This is a genomic window from bacterium, assembly GCA_004322275.1.
In the GTDB taxonomy this organism is placed as follows: domain Bacteria; phylum Desulfobacterota; class Deferrisomatia; order Deferrisomatales; family BM512; genus SCTA01.
In genome coordinates, this window is record SCTA01000018.1 from 70,016 (window position 1) to 93,266 (window position 23,251).

Here is a 23,251-nt window from a genome sequence, read left to right on the forward strand (position 1 = left end):
GGCGGCACCCTGCCGCCCCGCGCCAGTCAAAACTGCGACCTTACTGCTTTATGACTTAGAACAGACCCTTGATGAGGCCCTTGTCGTCTACGTCGATATACTTGTAAGCCGGGTCGGCGGAGAGACCGGGCATGGTGCGCATTTCGCCGAGCAGCGGATAGAGAAAACCGGCGCCGAGGCTCGCGCGAATTTCGCGGACGGTGATGGTGAACCCCTTCGGGCGGCCCTTGAGGGTCGGGTCGGCGGAGAGGGAGAGGTGGGTCTTGGCCATGCAGATCGGCAGTGTGGCGTAGCCCATCTCGGTGAACTTCTTGATCTTGTCTTCGGCCTCGGGGAGGTAGTTGACGCCGTCCGCGCCGTAGATCTCCTTGGCGATGATTTCGATCTTCTGCTTGATCGACCAGCTGTCGGGGTAGAGGAACTTGAAGTTGGAAGGCTCGTTGCAGGCCTTGACGACTTCTTGGGCCGCTTCGGTCGCGCCGGCTCCGCCGTGCATCCACACTTCGATCGGAACGGAGGCGCTGGCGCCGGAGGCTTCCGCACCGGCCTGGATGATCTTGACCTCTTCGTCGGTGTCGAAGGCGAAGCGGTTGACGGTGTTGACGACCGGGATGCCGAACTTCTTCATGTTCTCGATGTGCTTGGCGAGGTTCTCCAGGCCCCTTTCGAGGTAGGCGGCGTTCGGCTGCTTGAGGTATTCGGCCAACTGCTTGGGCGTCATCTTTGAGGCTTCGCCCGCGGGCATGCCATGCATCTTGAGGGCGCGCACGGTGCAGGTGACGACTACGCAGTTGGGCTTGAACTTGCCGTAGCGGCAGGTGATGTTCATGAACTTCTCGGCGCCCATGTCGGCCGCGAAACCGGACTCGGTCACGACGTAGTCGCGGAGCTTGAGGCCCACGCGGTTGGCTATGATGGAGTTGTTGCCGTGGGCGATGTTCGCGAAGGGGCCGGCGTGGATGATCGTGGGGTTGCCTTCGAGGGACTGAATCAGGTTGGGCTTGAGGGCGTCCTTCATGAGAACGGTCATCGAGCCGGCGACCTTCAGGTCCTCGGTGGTAACGGGCTTGCCGTCGTAGGTGTAGCCGAGGAGGATTCTGCCGAGGCGCTTGCGAAGGTCCTTGAGGTCCGTGGCGAGGGCCAGAATCGCCATGACTTCGGAGGCGACCGAGATGTCGAAGCCGGTCTCGCGGGGAACGCCGTTGAGCTTGCCGCCGAGGCCGACGACGATCGAGCGGAGCGAGCGGTCGTTAAGGTCGACGACTCTGCGCCACTGGACCGTATGGGGATCGATGTTGAGGGGGTTGCCGAGGAGAAGCGAGGTCTCCAGGGCGGCGGAACAGAGGTTGTGGGCGATGGAGACGGCATGGATGTCGCCGGTGAAGTGGAGGTTGAGATCCTCCATCGGGACAATCTGGGAGTAGCCGCCGCCCGCCGCGCCGCCCTTGATGCCGAATACCGGCCCGAGGCTGGGCTGGCGGAGGCAGAGCATCGAATTGACGCCGATCTTGTTGAGACCTTCGTTGAGGCCGACGGAGGTGACGGTCTTGCCCTCGCCGAGGGGGGTGGGGGTGCAGGCCGTGACGTCGATCAGCTTGCCGTCGGGCTTCTTGGAGAGGCGCTTGAGTACTGCTTCAAAATCGATCTTCGCCTTGTACTTGCCGTAGTACTCGATTTCATCTTCGAGGAGGCCCGCCTTCTCCGCGATGTCGCGGATATGGAGCATCTTGTGCTTCTGGGCGATCTCAAGGTCCGACGGGACGTTCTTGGGCTTAAGCTTTGCCATGTTTAATCCTCCCTGGAAACCCGGTTCTGGGCCGTTGCAATCTTGGAGTCTAGGCCCGGTTACAATTTACAAGGCGAAAGAAACGGCGCCGCGGTAAGTAGCCGGTTCAGCCGTTCCTGTCGTGAATGATAAACCCGGAGGAAGGGGAACCCCGGCGGGAAAAAACCCCAAATCTCCTTGCCATCCCCTTGAATCCGAGACCCCCGGCAGGCGTCCGGAATCCGGCTCCCGCACCTGGGTCAAGAGGGCCGCGAAAAACCGGGCCCAATCATAAAAACGAGGTTGTCAAACGCTGTTACCGAGGGGAAAAGCTTCGCCAGAATACGCCGCCGCAAAACGACGTGTCAAGCACAAATTGTACAAACTTTTACGGGCGATTTTCCGTTTAAACAACAAGCGGTTACGGGACTGCCCGGGGCTTTGCGCCGAGCGGTTCTATGCAAATTTTCAAACTGTTTTAGAACCGCCTTGTCCGAATTTAAAACGGAACGCCCGGAGTCTTAGAACCGGTATCCGGCGGTCAGGGAAATCGATTCCTCGTCGAAGATATGCATCTCGCCCGAGAAGAAGACGTTCGGGTTAACGAAATAATCGGCCCCGCCGAAAAAGCCGAGATTGTGATTCTCGTCGTAATCCCTCCAGTCGTCGTTCGAGTAATGGGCGTCGGAGTACCTAAGGCCCGCGTACGGATAAAAGTATCCTATCTTTCCGGCAGCGCCGAATTCCCGGACTATATAGGCCGCGACGTGCTTCGTATCGACGGTCGCCTTCCGGTCGCCGTCCTCGCTGCCGAAATATTCCCACTGGAGGTCTATTACCATCCTCGCGGGCCCTTCCCCTATGAGGAACCCGCCGTAGCGCATCCCAAGGCCGATTAGTTCGCCCAGAGAGCCGGAAAAGGAGGATTCGTCATATTTGAGGTCGGAAAAGCCCAGGTAGGCGTAGCCGTCGAAGCCTCCGCCGAAACCGAAGCCGCCCTTGAAGAAAAGCTTGCGGCTCTGGGCTTCCGGGGCGTCGTGAAGATCTTTCTGGGAATAGCCCATCGTCACCCCGAACATGCCCGAGCCCTTGGAAAAGGGCTGGGCCAGTCCTCCCGAGCCCGAGGCGTGGGCGACGCCCTGCAGAGGCATGGCGAAAAAGGTCAAAATCACAGCGGTCAACAACGCTTTCCCGAAACGCATATCGTCTCCTTTCAAAATGGACCCTGCCGGAAAATCCAGACTTTCCTACGAGGTAGATTTAGCACACAAAGTATGGTTTCGCATCTCTTGATTTTCGCGGCCTTTCAGTGTAGCGTAACCGCCTTTGAAAAGCTTTGACACAACATTGATTTTGGAGCCCAAAGATGCTTGCAGCGATCCGTAAAAACGCGAGAAACCGCGTCTTCCAGGTCATACTGGGGCTGATTATATTCGTCTTCGCCTTCTACTTCGGCTACGGCACCTTCCGCGACACGAAGAAAACATACGCGGTGACGGTCAACGGCGCCGGAATAACCGCCGAACAGTACACCGACTCCTACAGAAGGCTCGAATCCTTCTACCGGAAGAATTTCGGGGACCAGATCCCGCAGGAGCTTTTCGACCAGCTCGGCCTCAAGGACCGCGCCCTCGACCTCCTCATCGACCGCGTCCTCCTTTTGAAGACCGCCGGCGAGATGGGAATCAAGGTGACCGAAGAGGAACTGAACGCGGCGATAAAGAGCCAGCCCGCCTTCGCGGAAAACGGCGCTTTCAGCCAGGACCGCTACATGGCTATCCTCAGGGCCAACAACTACACCCACGACCAGTACAAGGCCGAGCGCAGGGAAGAACTGCTCCTCACCAAGGCGCAGGATGCGGTAAAGAATTCCGCCGCAGTCTCCGACGCGGAGGTGGAGGAGGAATTTCGGAACCGCAACACACAGATTACTGCCGACTACGTGGCCTTCAAGCCTGAAAATTTCATCTCCTCCGCCTTCGCCACCGACGAAAAGCTCGCCGAATTCCTGAAGACCGAAGGGGAGTTGTTCAGGACCCAGGAAAAGAGAAGCGCCAAGTACGTTTTTCTGCCCTCCACGAAATTCATGGCCGAGGTTTCGGTCCCCGACAAACAGCTCGAACAGGAATATCAGGCGCGCGCCGCCCTCTTCTACGATGAAAATCTCAAGCGTCAGAAGCCTCTCGCCGAGGTGAAGGACGAACTTGCCGTCATCGTCAGGCGCGAAAAGGCCCGCGAGCTGGCTTTCAAGGCCGCGGACAACCTCCTTATGGACATCGAGGACAAGAAGACCTCCTGGGAAAAGCTCTCCCCCTCGGTAACGCCGCTTGTCGCGCAGGGCGAGCCGCATCCCGCCGTCCCGCAGGAAAAGAAATTCCTCGAAGCCCTCTTCGCCCTCTCCCCGAGCGCTTCGGGCGAGGTTGTGGAAGGCAATGAAGGGGTCTACCTCGTCGCTATTGCCGTCGCCCAGCCGAGCGAAATACCTCCCCTCGCCAGGATACGCGAGCAGGTGAAGGCCGAGTGGGCGAAGGTGGAGGCAAAAAGGCTGGCCAAAGAAGCAGCCAGGAGGTTCGCACAGTCCGCGAAGGGCGGCAACTGGGGTTCGGCCGTGGCCGCCGGGAGATACACCTCCCTCGCCACCCAGCCCTTCAACAAAAAGAGCGATTCGATACAGCCGCTCGGCGCCTCACAGGAGGCCAAAGACGCCCTTTTCGCGAACCTCTCCCCCGGCTTCGTGCCGCAGGACGGCTTCGAGATAGGCGAAGCGGCCTACGCCTTCCGCATCTCCAGCATCTCCATGCCCAACATGGGGAATCTGGAATCGGAGAGGGAAAAGATACGGCAGGAGCTTCTGCCCGCCAAGCGCGAGCAGGTTCTCGCCGACCATATGAAGCAGCTTCGCGAAAAAGCCGAAATCGACTACAACGTAGCCTTCTTCCCCGAAAAGGCGTTGAAACCCGCCGGAGCAGTCGCGGAAGAACCCAAGAAATAATTCCTAACCGGAACGACAAAAGGGCCGTCCAACACTGGGCGGCCCTTTCTTATTCCATCAGCACGGTTCATCTTATCTTCAGGGCATAAACGGTCTTGCCGGTAGTGAAGTAAAGCATGGAGCCGGAAATAACGGGGGTTTCGTTTATCTCGCCGTCGGCCCTGAACCGCCAGGTCTCTTTGCCTGTATTCGCGTCGAGCGCGTAAAGATTGTTGTCCCAGCTCCCGAAGTAAACCCTATCATTCTCCACCACCGGCCCGGTCATCACCTCCGCCTCGAATCGCCAAAGCTCCTTCCACGTCTTTTTGTCGAGTTTGTATAGGCGGTATCTGGGCACCTTTGGCAGAAAATCGCCGTATTCCCTCGGTTCGACCGTGTCGGTCACGTAAATCGAATCGCCAGTTATGGCGGGCTCTCTTTCTATCCAGCCATCGCTGAACTTTTTCTTTCCGATATCCTCGCCGGTCTTAGCGTCCAGCGCCCACAGGTAAGACCCGTCGCCGACGTACAAAACTCCGTCCGCCAAAATCGGGTCTGCGTCTATGATCCCGCCAAGCTCGCGCTCCCAGTACTTTTTGCCGGTAAACGCCTCGTGCACCCAGACGAAACCGCCGTCCCCTCCGTAGTCGTAAACGGTGTTTCCCTCCCAGGAGAGGCCGCCGACCCGGCGGGGAAGGTCGCTCTTTACCCTTTTGTCCCTCGGCGGATATTTGTCGTAAGCCACCTTCACGTCCTTGGGAACATTCTGAGAGAAAAGCTCGGCCCCTTTTGAAAGATCGAAGTAACGCAAGGCGATTACTTCTTTATCTATTCCCCCGTCCCCCTTGTAAAAAGTCTTTTGGTCCTCAACGCACAATATATCTCCAAACCTGGCGGGAGTCAGCACTTTCCGCCCGGATGCCGCCTTTAGAACTTCTTTGCCGCTAAATGCATTTACTACCAAAATCGTGTTTGAAATTTCATCGGCTTCGCTGATGAATTCCGTATGCATGTAGAGTGCATCTCCAAGAAGCATCAAATCGTAAACGTTCCCGTCTCCGCGGGACGCCTTGTTTTGCGACCACACCAACTCGGGTAAATCGGCGGCAATGGCGGAGGCCGACAAAAGCACCCAAAGCACACCTGCAAAAAAAGCTCTCATGGTTCCTTTTTCCCGGGTTTTTTCACGTACCGAAACCAGACCGGCTTTCCATATTGACTCTCGAACATCTTGGTGTTCGCAGGACCGTAATCAACCCCGGGCCTTCTTGCACTCCAACTGTCCCCGGTCATGCCGTTTTTGGTTTTTGGCGCTTTGGGGTCGTAAATAACCATGTGGCCTCCGCTTTTATTCCCGTACCAGCCCACGTCACCCGCTCTTGGCGAAACCCCGTCCGGTATATTCTCGAATTCTTTGGTGGTGGTAAAGTTTTTAGGGCCTTTATTCGGGTTTGCATACTTGTATTCATATGGAAATCCTGCGGCCTCGTATATCGCGCATGTGGAACCGGAACAATCAGCACCTTTCCCTTTAACAGCATTTGCTCCGGAATATTTTTCGCCCTTAGGGTAAGGAGTTTTGTCCCACTGTTTCGCCTGCTCTATTATTTTATTTCTCTCCTTATCGGTTAAATATTTGTCTTTGTCCGGGTAGTCCCTTTGCGCCACTTTAAGGCCGCCGATAGTAGGAGTGTGATTTTTTTCAGGGGCCGGGGGGCTTTTCGGAACTTTCGTGGGGGCAATCCGCTTGCCGCTGTTATTTTTTTTATCGTTTCCGCCAGCCCCGTCAAAAAAGTCTATAACCTTGTCCCGTATTCCGCTTAAAAATCCCATTTCATTTCTCCTTTTACACCGCGTTGTCGCCTTTTGCCTCACTCAAAGGAGTGATTTCCCGATTGTAAAACTCAGACGGGTTCACGCGGCGCAGAAAAAACGATTTTTTATCCGGCGATTACAAGAACTTACGGGATACAGGAATCAGGGCATGCAAAAGGGCCGCCCAGTGATGGACAGCCCTTTATATTTTCACTCAATATTATTTATTCGTTCCCATCAAGGAGTCTGGCGGGAGGCACCCCGAGAGCGCGAGCCAGTTTGATTATGTTCAAAAGGGCGACGTTTCGCTCGCCCCGCTCGACGCTCCCCACGTAGGTCCTGTGGATTCCGGAAAGCTCGGCGAGCTTCTCCTGAGAAAACCCCGCCTCATATCTGAGACGGCGCAGAGTATCCCCGAAAGCAAGCAACTCTTTCTTGTTCGCCATGCGAACGATTTCAGGGCAATACCGCCTATGAGTCTACAGCCTATGAGTAGCATTATTGCTACTCATAGGCTGTAGACTTCTTTATTTCCAGCACCTTATTATCTCTTACGCACCACGACATAAAGCCACCACTCCAAATCATTGAAAGGAGCGAGTTTATGAAAAAGGCGAGGTTGTTTCTTGTCTGCGTTTTAGCGCTTATGATGTTTGCCGGATGCTCGAAAACGACAACCGCAATCAGGTCGGAGCCTACAGGCGCTACAGTATTCGTCGAAGGGAAAGACGAGCCGATAGGCAATACGCCCTTCTACTACGATTTCGACAAACTGATGGGCTGGCTCCAGGGTTTCGGACTGGAGACAAAGCAGGTAATTCTTAAGTTCGTAAAGCCCGGCTATGCGCCCGAGACCACTCAGGTTATGAAAAGCAGCGGGGCTTTGATAGAGGCTGCAAAATGGCCGCAAGACGTGTTCATGCGCATGAAAAAAGAAGATAACTAGCACCAGACGAAAAAAGGGCCGCCCCGAAATGGACGGCCCTTTCTTTTTACTTTTTCTTTTTTTCAAACGGCGCAGGATTTTGCCGCCGGGCGAGGAGTTTTCCCTTCGCTTTTAAAGCCCGGCGCGGTTTTTCGTTCCCGGCGAGGAATCCCGCAGCGAGAGGGCGAGGCAGTAGCAGCGCTACGGCGAGCCCTTAAGCGAGGACATGACGACGCCGGGGGCGAAAAGGATGCGCCGGTTTTTCCTCAGAAGGAGAGAGTTACCCCCGCATACGGCCCCCTCTGCGAAAGCTCCAGCTTCACATCGCTGTAATCGATGTTGACGCTCATCATGCGATAACCGGCGCTTATGTCAAGGAAGGGGAAGGGCGTGAAGGATATCTCGGCGAGGCCGTCGAGCACCCTGTTTCCGCCGTAGCCTATACCGGCGACCTGCGCCCTGGCTTCGAGAAGGTCGAGGAGTATGCCGACGTGGAGGCCGAGGCCCACCATCGGAATCGGCGCGGTGAAATCCTGCGTTTCTTTGGCGGCGACGGTCTCGTTTTCTATCTCGACCGTGCCGTCCAGGTACTTGAGGTTGAATACCGGGCCGAGCGAGAAACCGGCGGCCACGTTTTCGAGGTCGATGAGGTCGTACTGGTAGGTCGCGTCGATCATGGTGTAGTCGTAGGTGAAGGAGCCCTTCTGCCCGGCGCTGACGATAACCGTATCGCCCCAGGAGATGTCTTCGGAGATGGTCTTGGTACCGTCGTAGGTGGCGGCCTGTCCGCTCACGCTTATGTGGTGGTCGCCGATGCCGAAAAAGGCGCGGACGCCGGGAATGCCCTGATCGTCGTCGACGCCGAAGTCGTCGGTGGCGCTGAACTTGGTCCCGCCGTCGATTTCGAGATCCGCGCTGAACTTGGGCATCCAGTAGATCCCCTGAACGCCCACTTCAAGCGCGCTGGCGGCTATCGGCGTCAAAAGCGCCGCAAAAGCCGTTATGGCTATCTTTTTTCTCATCTCAAGCCTCCTTTTGTCTTTTGGTTTACTTCCCTGTCAGAAACTCGCAAGCGCGGATTTGAGCGCCTTTATCTCCTTCATCATTGCCGCGAAACCCTCGGGGGGAAGCGACTGCGGCCCGTCGCAGAGGGCGCGGGCGGGCTCCGGGTGCATCTCCACCATCACCCCCGCCGCCCCTACCACTATGGCGGCCTTGGCGATTACCGGTATTATCTCGCGGATGCCGATGGCGTGGCTGGGATCGACCATCACCGGCAGGTGGGTTATCTTTTTCAGGTAAGGGACGACGCCGAGATCGAGGGTGTTGCGAAGCGCCCGCTCGAAGGTGCGAATCCCGCGCTCGCAAAGTATGACCTGATCGTTCCCCCCCGCGACCAGATACTCGGCGGCGGCCAGAAACTCTTCGAGGGTCGCGCTCATCCCGCGCTTTAAGAGAATCGGCTTTTTAATCCTGGCGGCCTCCTTCAGGAGGTCGAAATTCTGCATGTTGCGGGCGCCTATCTGTAGGCAATCGACGTATCCGGCGACGGTTTCGAGCTGGTCTATCCTCATCACCTCGGTGATTACCGGAATCCCCAGCTCTTTTTTGACCTCGCCGAGCATTTTTATGCCCTCGTAGCCGAGACCCTGAAAGGTGTGGGGGCCGGTGCGGGGCTTGAACGCGCCTCCCCTGACTATGGAAGCGCCGTTAGCCTTAGCGGTCTTCGCCGCCGAGAAGAGCTGCTCTCTGCTCTCGATGGCGCAGGGACCGGCGATTATCACCGGCTCCTCCCCCCACCCAATCTTCACCCCCCCGACGTTTACGACGGTGTCTTCGGGGTGAAAATCCCTGCTGACGAGCTTGTAGGGCTTGGTGACGTGGATAAAATCCCTCACCCCGCCGAGGCCGCGAAAGGGAGTTTCGTCCACGTAGCCGTGGTTGCCGAGGACGCCTACGGCTACGCGGTCGCCCCCCGGTATCGGCTGCGCCTTATAGCCCTGCGCCTCTATCGCCGCGACCAGCGTCTTTAGCTGCTCCGGCGTCGCGTGGTGCTCCATCACGATGAGCATTTCTCTCTCCAAAACCTCGCAAGCCGGGAACTAAACCTCAGCCCGGTTAAACCAAATTACCACGATAGCCCCGGCCCCTCAAGCGCACACATCGGCTTCGACGCCGTGGGTGACTTCGAGAAGCTTTTCTACCGTGACCGGAACGGCGCTGTGGTCGTTGCCGGCGGCGGCGTAAACCACCCCGAAACGGCGCATGGAGGAATCGACGACGAGGGCAAGCTCCTTCGGAAGGAGAAAGGGGCAGACGCCTCCCGGCCTGTACCCGGTATGGGCGAAGACCTCCTCCTCGCCGGGGAGGCGGACCTTGCCCGATAGCCCGAGCGCCCTCTTGAGGGCCGACCCCTTCACCCGCAGGTCTCCCGAAGTCACCACCGCGACGGGCTTTTCGCCGACGATGAAGAGCACCGTCTTCGCTATCTGCCCCACCGCGCACCCCACCGCGAGGGCGGCGGTCTCGGAGGTGGGGGTGGGCTCGGCGAACTCCAGCACCTCTATCCCCTTTGAAGAAAGGAAAAGTCTTACGTCTTCTATCGTCGGCATTTTTGCTCCGTTTCAGATTTTACAGGCGGATGTATTGTCGCGGGTACGCTACGCGCCGTCAAGAAGTTGAGTGAAACTGCGCCGATGTGTACAATCACCTATTATGACTACCCCCTTTACCTTCATACATGCCGCCGACCTGCATCTCGACACTCCCTTCAAGGGGGTCTTGGCCAAAAACCCCGAGGTGGCGGCGCTCCTGCGCGATGCGACCCTGAGGGCGTTCGACTCGCTCATAGAGCTTTGCCTCAGCGAAAAAGCCGCCTTTCTGCTTATCGCGGGAGACCTCTTCGACGGGCCGGAGCACGGAATCCGCGCCGCGCTGGCGCTGCAAAGGGGGTTCGGACGGCTGGACAAGGCGGGGATACGGGTCTTTATCGTCCTCGGAAACCACGACCCTCTCTATAAAGAGCTCCTGAACAAATGGCGGGCAAAGAACGGCTTCGGTCCCAACGTAACTGTTTTCGGGCCGGAGCCTGCGACAGTCCCGGTCGAAAGGGACGGCGAAAAACTCGCCCTCGTTCACGGAGTCAGCTACAAAAAACGAGAGGAGACCGGCGATCTCGCCTCGCTCCTCAAGCGGGCGAAAGAAGATGTTTTTCAGATCGGCCTCGTCCACGCTACCGTCGGAAAGGCGGACGGACAGCAGCCCTATGCCCCCTCCTCCCTGGAAACGCTAAGGGCTTCCGGGCTCGACTACTGGGCGCTGGGCCACGTCCACACCCACGCCGTCATCAGCGAAGAAAACCCGGCCGTCGTCTACCCCGGCAACCTTCAGGCCCTCTCGCCGAGGGAAACCGGCGAGCGCGGCGCTTACGTGGTGAAGGTCGACGCGGCGCGCAGTACGAAGCTCGACTTCGTCCCCCTCGATTGCCTCCGCCAGAGCAGAAAGACAGTTTCCCTTGAGGGTTCAGACGATCTTCTCTTTCTTTCTTCGCTTCTCTCAAAGGCCAAAGAGGAGGCGCTGAGAGAGGCGGGCGGCAGGCCGGTCGTCCTCAGAGCCGTTTTAAAGGGAGCCACTGCCCTTTACGGGGAACTGACGGCGCAGGGAGAGCTCGATCAGCTGGTTTCCCAATTGAGGGAAGAGGCGGCGGGGAGCGAGCCCCTCTTGTGGTGGAACAGGATCGACGTCGAAGTTACTCCGGTAATCGACATAGCCGAGCTTAAGGAAAGGCAGGGTTTCGAGGCGGAACTGATCGGGCTCGTCGAGACCCTCGGAGGTGACGCGGAAGCGCTTGGGGCTTTCTCCAGAGAATGCTGGGGCGACCTTTACGGTAAACAGCCGCAATTGAGAAAATTCGCCCCCCCGGCCCCCGAAGGCGAGGACCTTTTCGCCGAGCTGCTGGCCGCCCGCGATCTCGCCCTCGAAAAGCTGACGGAGCCCGGCGAATGAAGATCACCGGCTGGCAGATCGACGGCTACGGAGTCTTTTCGGGCTACCGTGAGGAAAACCTGGGAGCGGGGCTCAACGTCTTTTGCGGCCCGAACGAGGCGGGAAAGTCCACCCTCCTCGCCTTTTTGCGCGGCGTCCTCTTCGGCTTTCCGGGGGCCAGGCAGGGCGGTCCCCTTCCGGCTCTCAACGGCGGCGCGCACGGCGGCAAGGTTTTCCTGGAAAGCGGCGGCGAAAGGTGGACCGTAAGCAGAAGGCCGGGCAAGAGCAACTTCTCCCTAACACGCCCCGACGGAACCGCGGGCACCGAAGAGGAGCTGAAAAAGCTCCTCCACGAGTTCGACGAAAAGAGCTACCGCGCCGTCTTCGGCTTCGATTTAGGCGATCTGGCGGAGTTCGAGGTGCTGGGCGAAAACAGGACGGCCGACGACAGGGCGGGAAAAGACAGGATCAGGGACAAGCTCTTCAGCGCGGGCGTGAGCGGGGCGGGGACCTCGGCGAAAGACGCCGAATCCTCGCTGAGAAAAGAGATGGAAGCCATCCTGAAGCCAAAAACCGGCGGGCTGATCAATGACGCGCTCTCCCAGCTCCGCGCGCTCGAAGCGGAGCTTAAAAAACTTGAGGAAAACGCCGAAGGGTACGCAGCAAAAGTCATTCAGGCGGATGAGATCAGGGTCGAAATCGAAAGATTGACCGCCGAAAAAGAGATATTGACCAACGATAAGGCCCGGCTCGAGCTGTTGGTAGCCCTCTGGGGACCGTTCAGCCGTAAGAAGTCCGCCGGGGTCGAGCTGTCAAACCTCGGCGCTCCGCCTGTATTCCCCCAAAACGGCCTTGAGACTCTCGCCACCCTGGAAAGCGCGGTTGAAAATGCCCGCAACTCCCTCGACAGGGCGAAGGAGGATGCCGAAAAGCTGCGAAGACAGCTCGGCCAGCTCGATCCGGACCTCGGGCTCGCCGCCGCGGAACCGGTTCTGAGGCCTCTCAACGCGCAGATACCCGTCCATCGCGAAAGAGTCAAAAACGCCCTGGCGGCAGCGGAGGAAGCGGACAAGGCCGGCAGGGAGGCTAAAGCGGGGCTGGCCCGCCTCGGCGCGGGCTGGGACGAGGAGAGACTCGGTCGCCTCGCCTTCGGCGTCGAGTCCGAAAACAAGGCCCGCGAGTGGGCGGAAAAATTCAGGCACGCCGAGGAAAGCGCGCGCGAAGCAAAGCGGCGTCTCGACGAGGCGAAAACCGGCCTCGAAAAGCTGCCTCCCCTCTCCATAAGCGTCGAGGACCCCCCGGAAGCGCTGATAAGGCTGGCGGACCTGAAAGAACCCGCCCGCCAAGCCCGCGAACGGCGCGACGCTCCGCCGCCGCCTTTTATACTGATCTGCGCGCTTCTCGGCGTCGCGCTTGCGGCCGGAGCAGCCCTTGCGCCTTTGGCCGCTTTCCCTGCGGCCGCGCTCCTGATCGCCGCGGCAACGCTTTATTTCCTGAACTCGCGCGACAAAAAACGCCTCGCAAAGCAGGTGGCCGCTTCCGCCGCGTTCTTCGGCCTACCCCCCCTCCCCACTCCGGGCGAAATCGAGCGCGTCGAAGCCGAACTCCGGCGTTTTGGAGAAGTTAAAGCCTGCGAGGCCGGTCTTCACGCCGCAAAAGCCGGTCTGGCGAGCGCAGAAGAACTTCTCGACAGACTGACGGAAGACTGGAAGGAAGAATCTTCCGCCCTCGGCGGAGGCGATTACCCTCCTGCAACCTTTCTGGAGCTTCTGCGCGAGGGCGAAAGGGCGAGAAACGCCCTTGCAAACGCAAAACTTAAAGCCGGGTACGCCGAAAAGCTGCGCGAAGAGTCGGCGGACTGGGAAGAGGCGGCCGCAAAGACCCTGTCGTCCCTCGGGGAGAGGTTTGCCGCACAAAACCGCAGCGAACCGCTCCTTGACGCTATCGAGCTTGCGTATGAGAAAGCTGCGGAGGCCAGAGAAGCGCTGGAAGAGAAAAACCGCCTCCGGTCCGCCCTTGGGGGAGAAGAGGAGGAGCTTGAAAGGCTGTCCGCCGCGTTCGCAGGAGCCCAAGACAGGCTGGACAAACTGCTCGTCTCCGCCGGAACCGCCGACGCGCAGGGGTTCAGGGCTTCGGCCTCCCTTTACGCGCAGGCGCGCGACCTGAAAAAGGAAATGGCCCTCTGCGAGGCGCAGATTACCGAAAGCCTGGGGGAAGGCGAAGCCGCTAAAGCCATTCTCAGCGCCCTTTCTCTGGGACAGAAGGTTCAGTGGGAAATCGAGCTTGCCGAAACGAAGGAAAAAACAAGAGAGCTTGAAGCGGCTCTTGGCGACGCGAGGCAAAGGTTCGGACGCATTAGCGTACAGATGGAGAGCATCGAATCTTCCTCCGAAATGGCCGGGCTTGCGCAGAAAATCGAGTCCCTGAGAGCCGAAATCCTCGACAGTGCCCGGCGATGGCGAATTTTATCCCTCGCGAAGAGCCTCATCCGCGCCTCTCTGGACAAATACACGCTGGAAAGGCAGCCGGCGGTCCTCGAAAAAGCCTCCAAAATCCTTTCACAGATAACCGGCGGGCGCTTTATGCGGATTCTGCCCTCGCAGGAAGGGGAAAAGCCCGATCTGGCCGCTGTAAAATTTGACGGGGAACGGCTTTTGACCGGGCAGCTCTCCCGGGGGACGAAAGAGGAGCTTTACCTCTCCCTCCGCCTCGCTCTGGCCCACGATTTCGGAGAAAAAACAGGCCGCCTCCCCCTTATCCTCGACGACGTTTTCGTGAACTTCGATCCGGCAAGGGCGGCAGCGTCCCTGCGCGCCGTCGCCGACTACGCCGGAGACGGACAGGCCATCCTCTTCACCTGCCACCCGGAGACCGTCGGGAGGATAAAAAACTCCGGCATTACCGCAAACTTTTTTGAACTAGGCCCCCCTTCCCTGCCCTCCTGAGCTCCCGTCATCCGCCCCCCGGCGCAGCCATTCCCCGAAAGAGGAAGCCGGGACTCGCGGCAGATTTCCAGTAGCCTCACCCAAAAGTGTTGTACCCCCGCGCAAGTGTGTTAAACTACTTGTTTCCCCTCGGCGGAAAATCAAGAGGGCGTAGATGAAAAGCGGCGGCGAAGAAAATCCGGTGCGCAGAACCGACCCCCTCATAGAGGAGTTCTGCTCGCACCTCACCTATGAGCGGAACGCCTCGGCGCACACGGTGCGGAACTACCGGCGCGACCTCGAAGCCTTCGCTGCGAAAACGGCCTCGGGCGAGGAGAAGGGCGCCGCCCTCTGGTCGAAGATCGAGCCGGGAGACGTGCGGGCCTACGTGGGCTCCATGCACCTGACGCACATGAAATCCTCGATGCAGAGGAACCTTTGCGCCATAAAATCCTTCTTCAAGTATCTGGTGAGGGAGGGTCATCTGGGATCGAGCCCGGCGGAGACGGTGGCCTCGCCGAAGCTGCCGAAAAAGCTGCCGGAGTTCATGCCCGTGGACGAGGTTTTCCTGCTCCTCGACAGCGTGAGGGAGGAGGGGCTTTCGGGGGCGAGGGACAAGGCGATTCTGGAGCTTCTCTACGCAACCGGCGTCCGCGTGAGCGAGCTTACGGCGCTCAGCGTGAAGGACCTCGACCTGACGAACCTTACCGCCAGGGTCAAGGGCAAGGGGAAGGTCGAACGGGAGGTGGTGCTCACCTCTCCCTCGGCGAAGGCCGTGTCGGAGTACTTCCGGGAGCGCAGGGAAGCGGGGTTTCCCCCCGATTACGAAGCGCCGGTCTTCCTGAACGCGAGGGGAGGAAGGCTGACCGACCGGAGCGTCCGGCGGATACTTAACGAGTGGCTGATGCGGGCGGCGATTTCGCGCAGGGTAAGCCCCCACACCCTCCGTCACACCTTCGCGACCCATCTCCTCGGAGGCGGGGCTGACCTCAGGGGCATTCAGGAGTTGCTGGGCCACAAGAGCCTTTCGACGACGCAGAAGTACACCCATCTCGGCATCGAAAAGCTTATGGAGGTTTACGACAAGGCTCACCCCAGAGCTTAGGGGACCACGGGCAACGCAAAGAGAGCCTCCCCCTCGGAAGGATCGGGGAGCAGGGTTTGTTTTTAAATCCGGCATACTATTTCGGTGAAGGGCAAGGAGTCCGCAGGGCGCGCTACGAGACAGTATCGTTTATACGGCGAGGAGCGCGCACGAGAAACGACCCCCGGTAAATACTTCCGGGGGCAGGCATAGCCGAAAGAGAAGCCGGACTGGAGAAGAGGAAATGGAAGAACAGGCGAAATTTCACGGTACGACCATCGTTTGCGTAAGGAAAGGCGAAGAGGTAGCCATGGCCGGGGACGGCCAGGTCACCTTCGGCGCGACGATCCTCAAGGGAAACGCAAAGAAGGTCCGCCACCTCCTCGGGGGAAAGGTGCTGGCCGGTTTCGCGGGGGCAACGGCGGACGCCTTCACCCTCATAGAGCGGTTCGAGGGCAAGCTCGACGTGCATCGGGGAAACCTCCGGCGGGCGGCGGTAGAACTGGCGAAAGACTGGCGCACCGACAAGTACCTCAGAAGGCTGGAGGCGATGCTGCTCATCGCCGACAAGGAGGCGACCCTCATCCTCTCCGGCACCGGCGACGTGGTCGAGCCTACCGAGGGTGTTGCCGCCATAGGCTCGGGCGGGCCTTTCGCCCTTTCCTCGGGGCTGGCCCTTTACGAGCACACGGATTACACGCCGGAGAAGATAGCAGCCGAGGCGCTACTCATGGCGGCGAGGATATGCATCTACACCAATTCAAACATCGAGCTTCTCAAGCTGGAGCAGTGACATGCAGACATTCACCCCCCGCGAGGTAGTCAGCGAGCTCGACCGCTACATTGTGGGGCAGGACAAGGCGAAAAAGGCCGTGGCCATCGCTCTTCGGAACCGCTGGCGGCGCCGCCACGTGGAGGAGAACCTCCGCGAGGAGATAACGCCGAAAAATATCCTTCTCATCGGCCCCACCGGCGTCGGCAAGACGGAGATAGCCAGAAGGCTGGCGAAGCTGGCCCGCGCTCCCTTCATCAAGGTCGAGGCCTCGAAGTTCACCGAGGTGGGGTACGTCGGCCGCGACGTGGAATCGATGATACGCGACCTCGTCCGCGAATCGGTGCAGCTCGTCCGCGAAGAGGAGGAGGAGAGGGTTTACTCTCAGGCCGAGGAACTGGCCGAGGAAAAGCTCCTCGACCTGCTCCTGCCTTCCTCGAAGCCGGGCGACGATTCCTCTACGAGGGACAAGCTCCGCTCCCTCCTTCGCGACGGGAAGCTGGAAGAGCGCGAGGTCGAGGTGGAGATGGAGGCTTCTTCGCAGGGGCCGCGCATAGAAATCATGCAGGGCGGGATGGACCAGATAGGCGACCAGCTCCAGGAACTTTTCGGCTCCCTGACGGGCAACAAAAAGTCCGTGAAAAAGATGATGAAGATAGGCGACGCCAGAAAGACCATCACCGCTCAAGAGGCCGCAAGGCTGGTGGACAACGAGAGCGTGGTGGAGATCGCCCTCGACCGCGCCCAGAACGACGGGATAATCTTCATCGACGAGATAGACAAGATCGCCTCGCGAAGCGACGCGGGGCGGGGGCCGGACGTATCGCGCGAGGGGGTTCAGCGCGACATACTCCCGATAGTTGAGGGAAGCTCGGTGCAGACCAAGTACGGCACGGTGAGGACCGATCACATACTCTTCATCGCCGCGGGAGCGTTCCACATATCGAAGCCCTCCGATCTCATCCCCGAGCTACAGGGGCGCTTCCCGATACGGGTGGAGCTGAGTTCCCTGACCAGGGACGATTTCGTGAGGATACTGACGGAGCCGCAAAACTCGCTGGTCCGCCAGTACACCGCCCTTCTCTCCACGGAGGGGATAACCCTCTCCTTCGCGGAGGACGGGATCGACGAGCTGGCCTCGGTGGCGGTGGAGGTCAACGACCGGACGGAAAACATCGGGGCGAGGCGGCTCCACACCGTGGTCGAAAAGGTTCTCGAGGAGGTGAGCTACAAGGCTCCCGACCTGGGCGGCGGCTCCATTACCATCGACCGCGATTACGTCAGGTCGAGGCTCGGGGATATCGCCGCCGACGCGGATTTGAGCCGCTTTATTCTGTAAGGGAGATAGCTTTGCAAAAACTCATCGAAAAGGCCTCCGTTCTTCAGGAAGCCCTGCCCTACATAAGGGAATTCTACGGCAAGGCCGTGGTCATAAAGTACGGCGGCCACGCCATGATAGCGGACGACCTGAAGGAATCCTTCGCCCGCGACGTAGTCCTGATGAAATACATCGGCATGAACCCCATTATCGTCCACGGCGGAGGCCCCCAGATAAACGCCTTTCTCGACAGGATGGAGATAAAGTCCTCCTTCGTGGAGGGTATGAGGGTCACCGACGAGCAGACGATGGCCGTGGTCGAGATGGTCCTCGGGGGGATGATAAACAAGGAGATCGTCTCCATGATCGGCCTTCACGGCGGCAAGGCCGCCGGGCTGACCGGCAAGGACGGCGGCCTCGTCCGGGCGAAAAAGCTCTACGTCAAAAAGGGAAGCGAGCTTATCGACATAGGCGCGGTGGGCGAGGTCGAGGAGGTCAACGCCGGGATAATCGAGACCCTCGACGCCGGCGGCTTCGTCCCCGTAATCGCCCCCATCGGCGTGGGGCCGAAGGGGGAAACCTACAATATCAACGCGGACCTCGTGGCGGGTTCGGTGGCTGGGGCGCTCAAGGCTGAAAAGCTCGTCCTCATGACCGACGTCGCGGGAATCCTCGACAGCGAAGGGAAGCTGATTCCCTCGCTGCACAGAGGGGAGGTGGAGGGGTTCATCGCCAAAGGAGTTATCGGCGGCGGCATGATCCCCAAGGTCCGCTGCGCCGTGGACGCCATCGATTCGGGAGTGAGAAAGGTTCACATCATCGATGGCCGCATCCGCCACGCGGTGCTGCTGGAAATCTTCACCAAAGGCGGAGTGGGCACGGAAATAACGGAGTAAATTATGAATAATTCCGAAATTATCGCCCTTGGCGAAAAGCACATAATGAACACCTACGCCCGGTTCCCCATCGCGCTTGTGCGGGGGGCGGGGATGAAGGTCTGGGACGCCGACGGGAAGGAGTACCTTGATTTTCTGGCGGGCATAGCCGTCTGCAACCTCGGCCACTGCCACCCGAAGGTCACCGAGGCTATCACCCTTCAGGCGGGCAAGCTCCTCCACGTCTCCAACCTCTACCACATAGAGCCGCAGGCGCTCCTCGCCCAGTGGCTGACCTCCCACACCTTCGCCGACAGGGTCTTTTTCTGCAACTCCGGCGCGGAGGCGAACGAGGGAGCCATAAAGCTGGCCCGGAAGTACCACTTCGACCGGTGCGAGGTGAGGCGGCAGATTGTCGTGAGCGCCACGATGAGCTTTCACGGCAGAACGCTGGCCACCCTCACCGCCACCGGGCAGGAGAAGGTGAAGAAGGGGTTTTCCCCCCTTCCCGAGGGGTTTATCCACGTCGCCTACGACGACCTCCTCGCCCTTGAAAGCGTGGTCGGCGAGACCACCGCCGCCGTAATCCTCGAACCCGTTCAGGGCGAGGGAGGCGTCCGGGTTCCCTCGCCGGGGTATCTGGCGAAGGTGCGGGAGCTCTGCGACAAAAAGGGCGCGCTTCTCATCTTCGACGAGGTGCAGACCGGGGCCGGGAGAACCGGAACCTTTCTCGCAAGCGAAGGCGAGGGGGTAACCCCCGACATGGCGACAATGGCCAAGGGTCTCGGCGGGGGAGTGCCCCTGGGGGCGCTGCTCGCGACCTCGGCGGTAGCGGAGCATTTCGTTCCGGGGACCCACGCCACCACTTTCGGCGGCAACCCCCTTTCGGCCTCCGCGGGGCTCGCCGCCATGAAGGCGCTGGAGGAAGAGAACCTCCTCGCGAACTGCCGGGAGACCGGGGCGTACTTTCTGGAAAAGCTCTCCTCTCTGGCGAAAAAATTCCCCGTGGCGCGGGCTGCGAGAGGGCGGGGACTTCTCTTGGGCCTCGAACTGGCCCCTTCCCTCCCGGCGGTATCGGTAGTGAAGGAGCTGATGGCGGAAGGCTTTCTGACAGGAACGGCGGGGGAGAGCGTGCTTCGGTTCGCTCCGCCGCTTATCGTAACTAAAAAAGAGGTGGACGCTCTTGTCGCGGCCCTCGAAAAGACCCTTTCGGCGGGAAGGAAAATATAAAATGATCAGACATTTTCTGAGCCTTCAGGATTTTTCGAGGGACGAACTTCTGGAGATTCTCTCTTTCGCGGCGGAGTTGAAGAAAAAGCAGCTCGAAGGCGTTCCCCACAAGCTGCTGGCCGGAAAGACCCTCGGCATGCTCTTCGACAAGTCCTCTACGCGCACCCGCGTCTCCTTCGAGGTCGGAATGACGCAGCTCGGGGGCCACGCCATCTTTTTGTCGCCCCGCGACACGCAGATAGGGCGCGGGGAGCCGATAAAGGACACCGCCCGCGTCCTCTCGCGCTACGTGGACATGCTGATGATACGAACCTATTCCCACGAGAACGTCGAGGAGCTGGCGCGCTGGGGTTCGGTGCCTGTTATCAACGGCCTCACCGACCGCCTCCACCCCTGTCAGGTGATGGCCGACCTCCAGACCGTGATCGAGCGCCTCGGAACCCTCGAAGGAATCACCGTCGCGTGGGTCGGCGACGGGAACAATATGTCCCACTCCTGGATAGAGGCGGCGGCGGCGATGGGCTTTACGCTTCGCCTCGCCTGCCCGCCGGGATACCTCCCGAGCCCCGCGATAATCGGACCGGCGAAAGAGGCCGGGGCGAAAATATCCCTCTGTTCCTTCCCGGCGGAGGCCGTGCGGGGGGCGGACGTGGTCACCACCGACGTGTGGACCTCGATGGGGCAGGAGGAGGAAAAGGAGAAGCGAAAGCACGACTTCGCGGGCTACATGGTGGACGAAAGGCTCCTCTCCCTCGCCTCCGACCGCTCGATCTTCCTCCACTGCCTCCCGGCATACCGGGGCGAGGAGGTGAGCGACGGAGTGATGGAATCGAGCCGCTCGGCGGTTTGGGATCAGGCCGAAAACCGCCTTCATATACAGAAGGCTATTATGGTAACTCTCTTCAATTATTAGAAACCGCCCGGCGTACACCGCCCGGCTCCACTGCATTAAGGAAGGTTTCAAGATGGCTAAATCCAAGGTGAAAAAGGTCGTTCTGGCTTACTCCGGCGGACTCGACACTTCCATCATCCTGCGCTGGCTCATAGAGGAATACGGCTGCGAAGTCGTCTGTTTTGCGGCCGACCTCGGGCAGGAAGAGGAGCTTGCAGGACTCGACGAAAAAGCCAAGAAAACCGGCGCTTCCAAGATCTACATAGAAGACCTCCGCGAGGAGTTCGTGCGCGATTTCGTCTTCCCTATGTTCCGCGCCGGGGCGATCTACGAGTCCTACTACCTTCTCGGGACCTCCATCGCCCGCCCCCTCATCGGAAAGCGCCTAGTCGAGATAGCCCAGATGGAGGGAGCCGACGCCATAAGCCACGGAGCCACCGGCAAGGGCAACGATCAGGTGCGCTTCGAGCTCACCGCCTACGCGCTGGCCCCCGACATCAGGATAATCGCCCCCTGGCGCGAGTGGAAGCTGGGCAGCCGCGAGCAGCTTATCGCCTACGCCAAAAAGCACAACATCCCGGTGCCCGTCACCAAGGCGAAGCCTTACTCCAGCGACAGGAACCTTCTCCACATCTCCTTCGAGGGCGGAATCCTTGAAAATCCCTGGAACGAGCCCTCCGAGGACATGTTCATCCTCTCGACCAGCCCCGAGGAGGCCCCCGACACCCCCGAGTACGTCGAGATCGAGTTCAAGAGCGGCAATCCGGTGAAGGTCAACGGCAAGAAGCTGGCCCCCGCCGCCCTTTTGAAGAAGCTCAACGAGATCGGCGGCAGAAACGGCGTCGGCAGGGTGGACATCGTGGAGAACCGCTTCGTGGGCATGAAGTCGAGAGGCGTCTACGAGACCCCCGGCGGCACCATCCTCCGCGCCGCGCACAAGGCGGTCGAGTCGCTGACGATGGACCGCGAGGTTATGCACATGCGCGACGGCCTCGTGCCCCAGTACGCCCGCCTCGTCTACAACGGCTTCTGGTTCGCGCCCGAGAGGGAAGCCCTGCAGGTCTTCATGGACCAGACGCAGAAGAACGTCACCGGCACAGCGCGCATTAAGCTCTACAAGGGCAACTGCATCGTCGCCGGACGCCAGAGCCCCAACACCCTCTTCGATCCCGAGACCGCCACCTTTGAAAAGGACACGGTCTACAATCAGGCCGACGCCACCGGCTTCATCAAGCTGAACGCCCTGCGCCTGCGCCTCATGAAGAAACTTCTGGGCTGACAAGAGGGAATTAAAATGGCCGAGAAACCCTGGGGAGGGAGATTTTGCGAGGAGACGTTGAAGATCGTCGAGATCTTCACGGCTTCCATAGCTTTCGACAAGAGGATGTACCGTCAGGACATCCGGGGGTCGAAGGCGCACGCCCGGATGCTGGCGAAGGTGGGGGTGCTCACCGAAGCCGAGGCGAAAACCCTCGTCGACGGCCTCGGCGAGGTGGAAAAGGCGATCGAGCGCGGCGAGGTCGACTTCCCCGTCTCTCTCGAAGACATCCACATGGCGGTGGAGAAGAAACTCACGGAACTGGTCGGGCCGGTCGGGGGAAAACTCCACACCGGCAGGAGCAGAAACGATCAGGTAGCGCTCGACCTGCGCCTCTACCTCTCCGACGAGATAACCCTCGTTCTCGACCTCCTGCGGGGGCTCTGCGAGACCTTCGCCGAGAGGGCGGGAAGGGAATCCGGCGTTCTCCTCCCCGGCTACACCCACCTCCAGCGGGCCCAGCCGGTGACCTTCGGCCACCACTGGCTTGCCTACTTCGAGATGTTCCTACGGGACGTCGAGAGGATGAAGGACACCCTCGAAAGAACCCGCCGCTCGCCCCTCGGCGCGGGCGCGCTGGCCGGAACCCCCTACCCCCTCGACCGCGAGATGGTGGCGCGGGAACTGGGTTTCGGCGAGATATGCCGAAACAGCCTCGACGCGGTCTCCGACAGGGATTTCGCCCTCGAATTTCTCTTCAACTGCTCGGTGATAATGACCCACCTCTCCCGGCTGAGCGAGGAACTGGTCCTCTGGTCGAGCCAGGAGTTCCGCTTCATAACCCTCTCCGACGGTTTTTGCACCGGCTCCTCGATAATGCCCCAGAAGAAGAACCCCGACGTGCCGGAGCTTCTTCGCGGGAAGGTAGGGAGGGTCAACGGAAACCTCTCCGCGCTCCTCACCACCATGAAATCCCTGCCTCTGGCCTACAACAAGGACATGCAGGAGGACAAGGAGCCTGTCTTCGACTCCCTCGACACCGTCAAGGGCTCGCTGGCGATTACCATCGAGATGGTCCGCTCCCTCGCCATAAACCCCGGCCGCGCCGGAGAGGCCTTGAAGGCTGGTTTCGTAAACGCCACAGACCTCGCCGACTACCTCGCGAAAAAGGGTATGCCCTTCAGGGAGGCGCACGAAGTGGCGGGCAAGGCCGTGTCCCACTGCGAGGAGCGCTCCATCGGCCTGGAGGAGCTTACCCTCGACCGGCTAAGGGAGTTCTCGCCGCTCATCGAGGAGGACATCTACGACGCCCTCTCCATCGAGAGGAGCGTCTCCGCCCGGAAAGCAGCCGGAGGCCCCGCGCCGGAAAACGTCCGCGCCGAGAGCGAAAAAGCCCTCCTCCGGCTCGACGCGCTCTGGCCCAGAAGCGCCTGACAAG

At 59.9% G+C, this 23,251-nt stretch carries 20 protein-coding genes; 12 read left to right on the top strand and 8 right to left on the bottom strand.

The annotated features are described in order from the left end of the window. Positions 1 to 55 precede the first annotated feature (55 nt). Entirely contained in the window at positions 56 to 1,786 is a 1,731-nt protein-coding gene (locus tag EPN96_05765; protein TAL17331.1) for a formate--tetrahydrofolate ligase, read from the bottom strand. A gap of 500 nt (positions 1,787 to 2,286) precedes the next feature. Further along, complete coding sequence (locus tag EPN96_05770; protein ID TAL17332.1) at positions 2,287 to 2,946, bottom strand: hypothetical protein; 660 nt, start codon at positions 2,944 to 2,946, stop codon at positions 2,287 to 2,289. Positions 2,947 to 3,131: 185 nt separating this feature from the next. On the opposite strand from EPN96_05770, the gene EPN96_05775 reads away from it, so the two are divergent. Continuing rightward, positions 3,132 to 4,757 (top strand): hypothetical protein, encoded by a 1,626-nt coding sequence (locus tag EPN96_05775; protein TAL17333.1) that lies wholly within the window; start codon positions 3,132 to 3,134, stop codon positions 4,755 to 4,757. A gap of 67 nt (positions 4,758 to 4,824) precedes the next feature. Here EPN96_05775 and EPN96_05780 read toward each other — a convergent pair whose 3' ends face one another. From EPN96_05780 to EPN96_05790, 3 genes are all read right to left on the bottom strand, one after another. After that, entirely contained in the window at positions 4,825 to 5,898 is a 1,074-nt protein-coding gene (locus tag EPN96_05780; protein ID TAL17334.1) for a hypothetical protein, read from the bottom strand. After that, on the bottom strand, positions 5,895 to 6,569 hold the full coding sequence (locus tag EPN96_05785; protein TAL17335.1) for a hypothetical protein: 675 nt from the start codon (positions 6,567 to 6,569) through the stop codon (positions 5,895 to 5,897). Before EPN96_05785 ends, EPN96_05780 begins: the two co-directional genes overlap by 4 nt. 206 nt (positions 6,570 to 6,775) lie before the next feature. After that, positions 6,776 to 6,997 carry an XRE family transcriptional regulator gene (locus EPN96_05790; GenBank protein TAL17336.1) on the bottom strand — a complete coding sequence of 74 codons (222 nt, stop codon included), beginning with the start codon at positions 6,995 to 6,997 and terminating at the stop codon, positions 6,776 to 6,778. A gap of 158 nt (positions 6,998 to 7,155) precedes the next feature. Here EPN96_05790 and EPN96_05795 point away from each other — a divergent pair, with 158 nt between their 5' ends. Then, entirely contained in the window at positions 7,156 to 7,497 is a 342-nt protein-coding gene (locus tag EPN96_05795; GenBank protein ID TAL17337.1) for a hypothetical protein, read from the top strand. A 245-nt stretch (positions 7,498 to 7,742) separates the two neighbouring features. Here the strand turns inward: EPN96_05795 and EPN96_05800 are convergent, their stop codons facing one another. The 3 genes from EPN96_05800 to EPN96_05810 all read right to left on the bottom strand — a co-directional run bounded on the left by EPN96_05800 (position 7,743) and on the right by EPN96_05810 (position 10,088). Next, positions 7,743 to 8,498, bottom strand: a complete 756-nt coding sequence (locus EPN96_05800) for a hypothetical protein (GenBank protein ID TAL17338.1) — start codon at positions 8,496 to 8,498, stop codon at positions 7,743 to 7,745. Between the two features lie 36 nt (positions 8,499 to 8,534). Continuing rightward, positions 8,535 to 9,548, bottom strand: coding sequence for a 3-deoxy-7-phosphoheptulonate synthase (gene aroF, locus EPN96_05805; GenBank protein TAL17339.1), 1,014 nt, complete (start codon positions 9,546 to 9,548; stop codon positions 8,535 to 8,537). A 78-nt stretch (positions 9,549 to 9,626) separates the two neighbouring features. Then, complete coding sequence (locus tag EPN96_05810) at positions 9,627 to 10,088, bottom strand: YbaK/EbsC family protein (GenBank protein ID TAL17340.1); 462 nt, start codon at positions 10,086 to 10,088, stop codon at positions 9,627 to 9,629. Between the two features lie 103 nt (positions 10,089 to 10,191). On the opposite strand from EPN96_05810, the gene EPN96_05815 reads away from it, so the two are divergent. From EPN96_05815 to argH, 10 genes are all read left to right on the top strand, one after another. Then, complete coding sequence (locus tag EPN96_05815; protein TAL17341.1) at positions 10,192 to 11,481, top strand: DNA repair exonuclease; 1,290 nt, start codon at positions 10,192 to 10,194, stop codon at positions 11,479 to 11,481. Continuing rightward, positions 11,478 to 14,405: a hypothetical protein gene (locus tag EPN96_05820; GenBank protein ID TAL17342.1), complete on the top strand. Its 2,928-nt coding sequence runs from the start codon at positions 11,478 to 11,480 to the stop codon at positions 14,403 to 14,405. The genes EPN96_05815 and EPN96_05820 overlap by 4 nt, the downstream gene beginning before the upstream one ends. A gap of 154 nt (positions 14,406 to 14,559) precedes the next feature. Further along, complete coding sequence (locus EPN96_05825) at positions 14,560 to 15,489, top strand: tyrosine recombinase XerC (GenBank protein ID TAL17343.1); 930 nt, start codon at positions 14,560 to 14,562, stop codon at positions 15,487 to 15,489. A 223-nt stretch (positions 15,490 to 15,712) separates the two neighbouring features. Next, positions 15,713 to 16,261 carry an ATP-dependent protease subunit HslV gene (gene hslV, locus EPN96_05830; protein ID TAL17344.1) on the top strand — a complete coding sequence of 183 codons (549 nt, stop codon included), beginning with the start codon at positions 15,713 to 15,715 and terminating at the stop codon, positions 16,259 to 16,261. A 1-nt stretch (position 16,262) separates the two neighbouring features. Then, the gene (gene hslU / locus EPN96_05835) at positions 16,263 to 17,579 is read left to right on the top strand and encodes an ATP-dependent protease ATPase subunit HslU (GenBank protein TAL17345.1); all 1,317 of its coding nucleotides are present in this window, start codon (positions 16,263 to 16,265) and stop codon (positions 17,577 to 17,579) included. Positions 17,580 to 17,590: 11 nt separating this feature from the next. Further along, positions 17,591 to 18,454 carry an acetylglutamate kinase gene (gene argB / locus EPN96_05840; protein TAL17346.1) on the top strand — a complete coding sequence of 288 codons (864 nt, stop codon included), beginning with the start codon at positions 17,591 to 17,593 and terminating at the stop codon, positions 18,452 to 18,454. Between the two features lie 3 nt (positions 18,455 to 18,457). Continuing rightward, positions 18,458 to 19,663 carry an acetylornithine transaminase gene (locus tag EPN96_05845; protein ID TAL17347.1) on the top strand — a complete coding sequence of 402 codons (1,206 nt, stop codon included), beginning with the start codon at positions 18,458 to 18,460 and terminating at the stop codon, positions 19,661 to 19,663. A 1-nt stretch (position 19,664) separates the two neighbouring features. After that, positions 19,665 to 20,576: an ornithine carbamoyltransferase gene (gene argF / locus EPN96_05850; GenBank protein ID TAL17348.1), complete on the top strand. Its 912-nt coding sequence runs from the start codon at positions 19,665 to 19,667 to the stop codon at positions 20,574 to 20,576. A gap of 52 nt (positions 20,577 to 20,628) precedes the next feature. After that, complete coding sequence (locus tag EPN96_05855) at positions 20,629 to 21,834, top strand: argininosuccinate synthase (GenBank protein ID TAL17349.1); 1,206 nt, start codon at positions 20,629 to 20,631, stop codon at positions 21,832 to 21,834. Between the two features lie 15 nt (positions 21,835 to 21,849). Beyond that, positions 21,850 to 23,247 carry an argininosuccinate lyase gene (argH, locus tag EPN96_05860; GenBank protein ID TAL17350.1) on the top strand — a complete coding sequence of 466 codons (1,398 nt, stop codon included), beginning with the start codon at positions 21,850 to 21,852 and terminating at the stop codon, positions 23,245 to 23,247. Positions 23,248 to 23,251 lie beyond the last annotated feature (4 nt).

Coding starts and splice junctions, on each gene's coding strand:
- EPN96_05765 (TAL17331.1), bottom strand. CDS start 1,786: ATGGCAAAGCTTAAGCCCAAGAACGTCCCGTCGGACCTTGAGATCGCC.
- EPN96_05775 (TAL17333.1), top strand. CDS start 3,132: ATGCTTGCAGCGATCCGTAAAAACGCGAGAAACCGCGTCTTCCAGGTC.
- EPN96_05780 (TAL17334.1), bottom strand. CDS start 5,898: ATGAGAGCTTTTTTTGCAGGTGTGCTTTGGGTGCTTTTGTCGGCCTCC.
- EPN96_05785 (TAL17335.1), bottom strand. CDS start 6,569: ATGGGATTTTTAAGCGGAATACGGGACAAGGTTATAGACTTTTTTGAC.
- EPN96_05790 (TAL17336.1), bottom strand. CDS start 6,997: ATGGCGAACAAGAAAGAGTTGCTTGCTTTCGGGGATACTCTGCGCCGT.
- EPN96_05795 (TAL17337.1), top strand. CDS start 7,156: ATGAAAAAGGCGAGGTTGTTTCTTGTCTGCGTTTTAGCGCTTATGATG.
- EPN96_05800 (TAL17338.1), bottom strand. CDS start 8,498: ATGAGAAAAAAGATAGCCATAACGGCTTTTGCGGCGCTTTTGACGCCG.
- aroF (TAL17339.1), bottom strand. CDS start 9,548: ATGCTCATCGTGATGGAGCACCACGCGACGCCGGAGCAGCTAAAGACG.
- EPN96_05810 (TAL17340.1), bottom strand. CDS start 10,088: ATGCCGACGATAGAAGACGTAAGACTTTTCCTTTCTTCAAAGGGGATA.
- EPN96_05815 (TAL17341.1), top strand. CDS start 10,192: ATGACTACCCCCTTTACCTTCATACATGCCGCCGACCTGCATCTCGAC.
- EPN96_05820 (TAL17342.1), top strand. CDS start 11,478: ATGAAGATCACCGGCTGGCAGATCGACGGCTACGGAGTCTTTTCGGGC.
- EPN96_05825 (TAL17343.1), top strand. CDS start 14,560: ATGAAAAGCGGCGGCGAAGAAAATCCGGTGCGCAGAACCGACCCCCTC.
- hslV (TAL17344.1), top strand. CDS start 15,713: ATGGAAGAACAGGCGAAATTTCACGGTACGACCATCGTTTGCGTAAGG.
- hslU (TAL17345.1), top strand. CDS start 16,263: ATGCAGACATTCACCCCCCGCGAGGTAGTCAGCGAGCTCGACCGCTAC.
- EPN96_05845 (TAL17347.1), top strand. CDS start 18,458: ATGAATAATTCCGAAATTATCGCCCTTGGCGAAAAGCACATAATGAAC.
- argF (TAL17348.1), top strand. CDS start 19,665: ATGATCAGACATTTTCTGAGCCTTCAGGATTTTTCGAGGGACGAACTT.
- EPN96_05855 (TAL17349.1), top strand. CDS start 20,629: ATGGCTAAATCCAAGGTGAAAAAGGTCGTTCTGGCTTACTCCGGCGGA.
- argH (TAL17350.1), top strand. CDS start 21,850: ATGGCCGAGAAACCCTGGGGAGGGAGATTTTGCGAGGAGACGTTGAAG.